At 70.9% G+C, this 4,178-nt stretch carries 5 protein-coding genes and 2 pseudogenes; 4 read left to right on the top strand and 3 right to left on the bottom strand.

The features are described from left to right. A partial coding sequence (locus I73_RS33490; RefSeq protein WP_374701948.1) for a hypothetical protein occupies positions 1-241 on the bottom strand: 241 nt, incomplete at its 3' end. Here I73_RS33490 and I73_RS07975 point away from each other — a divergent pair. Beyond that, a pseudogene (locus I73_RS07975) lies at positions 189-653 on the top strand (chromate transporter); the annotation flags it as partial. The gene I73_RS33490 and the pseudogene I73_RS07975 overlap by 53 nt on opposite strands. A gap of 15 nt (positions 654-668) precedes the next feature. Here I73_RS07975 and I73_RS07970 read toward each other — a convergent pair. Beyond that, positions 669-1,133 (bottom strand): Lrp/AsnC family transcriptional regulator, encoded by a 465-nt coding sequence (locus I73_RS07970; protein ID WP_022980133.1) that lies wholly within the window; start codon positions 1,131-1,133, stop codon positions 669-671. 112 nt (positions 1,134-1,245) lie between these two features. Between I73_RS07970 and I73_RS07965 the strand changes: the two genes are divergently transcribed. Continuing rightward, positions 1,246-2,481, top strand: coding sequence for an anion transporter (locus I73_RS07965; protein WP_026096454.1), 1,236 nt, complete (start codon positions 1,246-1,248; stop codon positions 2,479-2,481). A 16-nt stretch (positions 2,482-2,497) separates the two neighbouring features. Further along, a complete protein-coding gene (locus I73_RS07960; RefSeq protein WP_022980131.1) occupies positions 2,498-3,700 on the top strand; it encodes an MFS transporter in 1,203 nt (400 codons plus the stop codon). Here the strand turns inward: I73_RS07960 and I73_RS07955 are convergent. Next, the gene (locus I73_RS07955; RefSeq protein ID WP_022980130.1) at positions 3,627-3,974 is read right to left on the bottom strand and encodes a DUF190 domain-containing protein; all 348 of its coding nucleotides are present in this window, start codon (positions 3,972-3,974) and stop codon (positions 3,627-3,629) included. The genes I73_RS07960 and I73_RS07955 overlap by 74 nt on opposite strands. A 23-nt stretch (positions 3,975-3,997) precedes the next feature. Between I73_RS07955 and I73_RS33485 the strand changes: the two are divergent. Continuing rightward, a pseudogene (locus I73_RS33485) lies at positions 3,998-4,178 on the top strand (aromatic amino acid aminotransferase); the annotation flags it as partial.

Below are 4,178 nucleotides of genomic sequence, written 5' to 3'. Positions count from 1 at the left end.
GGAGCCCCCGGATCAACAGCCGCGTGCCCGGCTCGACACGCAGGGGCGGCACATGCGTGAGCATGCGGCCCTGCGGCGTGCGCAAGGCGATGGGGCCGCTCACCAGCGATGCGCCGGCCTCCCGGGTGACGGAGATGCCGCTGGGGCGGTTCTGTGCCTCGTCCAGTGCGGCGGAGAGGTCGCCGGGCCAGATGATCGACGGCCTGGCGCTGGGCGAGACCACGCCGGGGCCGCTGATCATGGTGGTGTCCTATGTCGGTTTCGTCGGTGGCTGGGGCCAGGCCCTCTTCGGTCCGCAGGCGCTGCCCTGGGCCGGCGTGGCGGCCGCGGCGGTGGTGACCTTCTTCACCTTCCTGCCGTCCTTCTTCTTCATCTTCCTGGGCGCGCCCTTCATCGAATCCACCCACGGCAAGCTCCAGTTCACCGCGCCGCTGACGGCCATCACCGCCGCGGTGGTGGGCGTCATCGTCAACCTGGCCGTGTTCTTCGCCTACCACGTGCTCTGGCCGCGGGGCTGGGCCGGCGGCTTCGAGTGGGCGGCTGCGGTGATCGGCCTGGCGGCCGCGCTCGCGCTGCTGCGCTTCAAGGTGGGCGTGATCCCGGTGGTGCTGGGCGCGGGCCTGCTGGGCGGGGCCTGGCGGCTGCTGGGCTGAGGCGGCCGGCCCGCCTCAGACGTAGCCCAGCGGCAGCGCCGTGGTGAGCTTGAGTTCCTCCATCGCGAAGCTGGAGCTGACGTCGTGCAACTGGGTGCCGTCGGTCAGTCGCTTGTAGACCTTGTCGTAGGCGGCGATGTCGGGCACCACGACGCGTAGCAGGTAGTCCACGTCGCCGCTCATGCGGTAGAACTCCATCACCTCGGGAATGGCCTGCACCGTGGCCCGAAAGCGCTCGAACCATTCCTGGGTGTGGGTGCTGGTGCGCACCGACACGAAGACGGTGACGCCCACCTGCACCTTGTGCGGGTCCAGCAGGGCCACCTGCCGGGTGATGACCTTCTCGTCCTTCAGGCGCTGGATGCGCCGCCAGCAGGGCGTGGAGGACAGGCCCACCCGGCTGGCGATCTCGCCCACGCTCAGTTCGGCATCGTTCTGCAGCAGGTCCAGGATCTTGACGTCCAGGGCATCGAGTTTCACGGCGGGCTTCTACTTTGGAATGCAATTCCACACAGCATAGCGAAAGTAGGCCATGCATTGCGCGGCGCGAGGTGCCAACGACCTGGCCGCCCTGAAGGCGACAATCGGCGCCGTGACCACCATTGTTCTGACCATCTTCGTGCTGGTCTACCTGGGCATGATCCTGGGTGGGCTGCCCTTTCTCCAGCTGGACCGCACCGGCGTGGCGCTGCTGGGGGCCATCGCCATGATCGGCACCGAGGCCATCTCGGTGGACGCGGCGGCGCAGGCGGTGCACCTGCCCACGGTGCTGCTGTTGTTCGCCTTCATGGTGGTCTCGGCCCAGATGCAGCTGGGCGGCTTCTACGACTGGGTGACCTTGCGCCTGGCCGGCCTGAAGCTGGGCCCGCCCGGTTTGCTGGCGGCGCTGGTGGTGGTGGCCGGCGGTCTGTCGGCGGTGTTCAGCAACGATGTGGTGTGCCTGGCGGTGGCGCCGGTGCTGGTGGAGGCCTGCCTGCGCCGCCGGCTGGACCCGGTGCCCTTCGCGCTGGCCCTGGCCTGCGCGGCCAACATCGGCTCGGCCGCCACGCTGATCGGCAACCCGCAGAACATGCTGATCGGCCAGACGCTGCAGCTGCATTTCGGCGGCTACATGGTCGAGGCCCTGCTGCCGGTGGCGGTGGGCCTGGGCCTGACCTGGGCGCTGGTGGTGTTGAGTGTGCGCGGGCGCTGGATGCTGGCCGACGGCGCCGCCGGGCCGGGGCCGGCCGAGAAGAACGCCGAGGCCGTGCCGCTGGACCGCTGGCAGACCGCCAAGGGCCTGGGCGTGGCGGCCGGGGTGCTGCTGGCCTTTCTGTTCACCGACTGGCCGCGCGAGGTGGTGGCCCTGGTGGGCGCGGGCCTGCTGCTGATGAGCCGGCGCATGCGCTCCAGCCGCGTGCTGGGGTTGGTGGACTGGGAGCTGCTGGTGCTCTTCGTCGGTCTGTTCGTCGTCAACGCCGCCTTGCAGCACACCGGCCTGCCGCAGCGCCTGGTGGCCGACATCGCCGCGCACGGCGTGCACCTGGACCAGCCCGGGCCGATGGCGCTGGCCACCTTCGTGCTGTCCAACATCGTCTCCAACGTGCCGGCGGTGATGCTGCTGCTGCCGGTGGCCACCCACCCGCTGGACGGTCCGCTGCTGGCCCTGGTCAGCACCTTTGCCGGCAACCTGTTCATCGTGGGCAGCATCGCCAACATCATCGTGGTCGATGCGGCCCGCCGCCGGGGCGTGGTGATCGACTGGCGCCGCCATGCCGCACTGGGGGTGCCGGTGACGCTGGTCACGCTGGGCGTGGTGGCGGCCTACCTGGCCTGGCGCTTGGGTTGACGTTCGGGGCGAGACCGTGCAGCGCCCCCGCATCCCCGCCGCCATCTGGGCCCTGGGCCTGGTGAGCATGTTCATGGACATCTCCTCGGAGATGATCCACAGCCTGCTGCCGATGTTCCTGGCCACCTCGCTGGGGGTGTCGGCCACCGCCATCGGCCTGATCGAGGGCCTGGCGGAATCCACCGCGCTGATCGTCAAGGTGTTCTCCGGCGTGCTCAGCGACTGGCTGGGCAAGCGCAAGGGCCTGGCCCTGCTGGGCTATGCGCTGGGGGCCTTCACCAAGCCCTTCTTTGCCCTGGCCACCGGCGCCGGGCTGGTGGTGGCGGCCCGCCTGGTGGACCGGGTGGGCAAGGGCATCCGCGGGGCCCCGCGCGACGCCCTGGTGGCCGACCTGACGCCGTCCGAGGTGCGCGGTGCGGCCTTCGGCCTGCGCCAGTCGCTGGACACCGTGGGGGCCTTTCTGGGGCCGCTGCTGGCCACCGCCTTCATGCTGCTGTGGGCCGACGACTTCCGCGCCGTGTTCTGGGTGGCGGTGGTGCCGGGCGTGATCTCGGTGCTGGTGCTGGCCCTGGGGGTGCGCGAGCCGGAGCGCCACAGCGGTGAGCGTCGGGTCAACCCCATCCGCCGCGAGACGCTGCGTCAGCTCGGGTCTGGCTACTGGTGGGTGGTGGCGCTGGGCAGCGTGTTCACGCTGGCCCGCTTCAGCGAGGCCTTCCTGGTGCTGCGGGCCCAGCAGCTGGGGGTGTCCATGGCCCTGGTGCCCCTGGTGATGGTGGCGATGAACGTGGTCTACGCCGCCTCGGCCTATCCCTTCGGCTGGCTGGCGGACCGGGTGTCCCACACCCGGCTGCTGGGCGGCGGCCTGGCGGTGCTGCTTGCCTCGGATGGGCTGCTGGCGCAGGCCGCCGGTCTGCCGGCTCTGCTGGCCGGCGTGGCGCTGTGGGGCATCCACATGGGCATGACCCAGGGCCTGCTGGCCGCCATGGTGGCCGACACCGCGCCCGCGCCGCTGCGCGGCACGGCCTACGGCGTGTTCAACCTGGCCAGTGGCCTGGCCATGCTGGTGGCCAGCGTGGTGGCCGGTGGTCTGTGGGACGCCTTCGGGCCCGCCGCCACCTTTGGGGCCGGGGCGGGCTTCGCGGGGCTCAGCCTGCTGCTGCTGGTGTGGCACCCGGGTCGGGCCCGCCCAGCACCCCGAACTCCACCGGCGTCTTGGTGAAGAAGACATTGGCCTGGGCCGCGGTGAGGGCCTGGGCCAGCCGGGTCCATTCGTCCTCGCTCACCACCAGCGTCACCTCGATGGGCTGGTCGGACAGCTCGAAGAAGTGGGCCGAATGCAGGCGGCCGTCGCGGCCGATGCCGTCCGTGCCGACGCTCAGCGTGGCGCCGCGGATGCCCAGTTGCCGGGCGGTTTCCATCAGCCACGCGCCCATGGGCTGGTGACCGTGGTGCCGGCCTTCGCCGGTGAAGAAGGTGATCTGGAAGCCTTGCATGCTCATGCTCCTGCCAGCCGGAGGTGGCGCACCAGGGAGACGGTGCCGATGCCCAGCAGCGTCATCGTGATGCTGCCGGCCACATCCCGGTGCTGACCGACGGCCGCGTCGCCACCATCCAGGCCGTGGGCTCCAGCGGCGGCCTGAAGGTGGGCGCCGACTTTCTGCACCGCTGGTTCCCGCAGAGCCAGATCTGGGTCAGCG

It is taken from the genome of Ideonella sp. B508-1 (assembly GCF_000333615.1).
Taxonomy (GTDB): domain Bacteria; phylum Pseudomonadota; class Gammaproteobacteria; order Burkholderiales; family Burkholderiaceae_C; genus Ideonella.
Note: the sequence above shows the minus strand (reverse complement) of the source record. Positions and strands in the feature narration are given on the sequence as shown.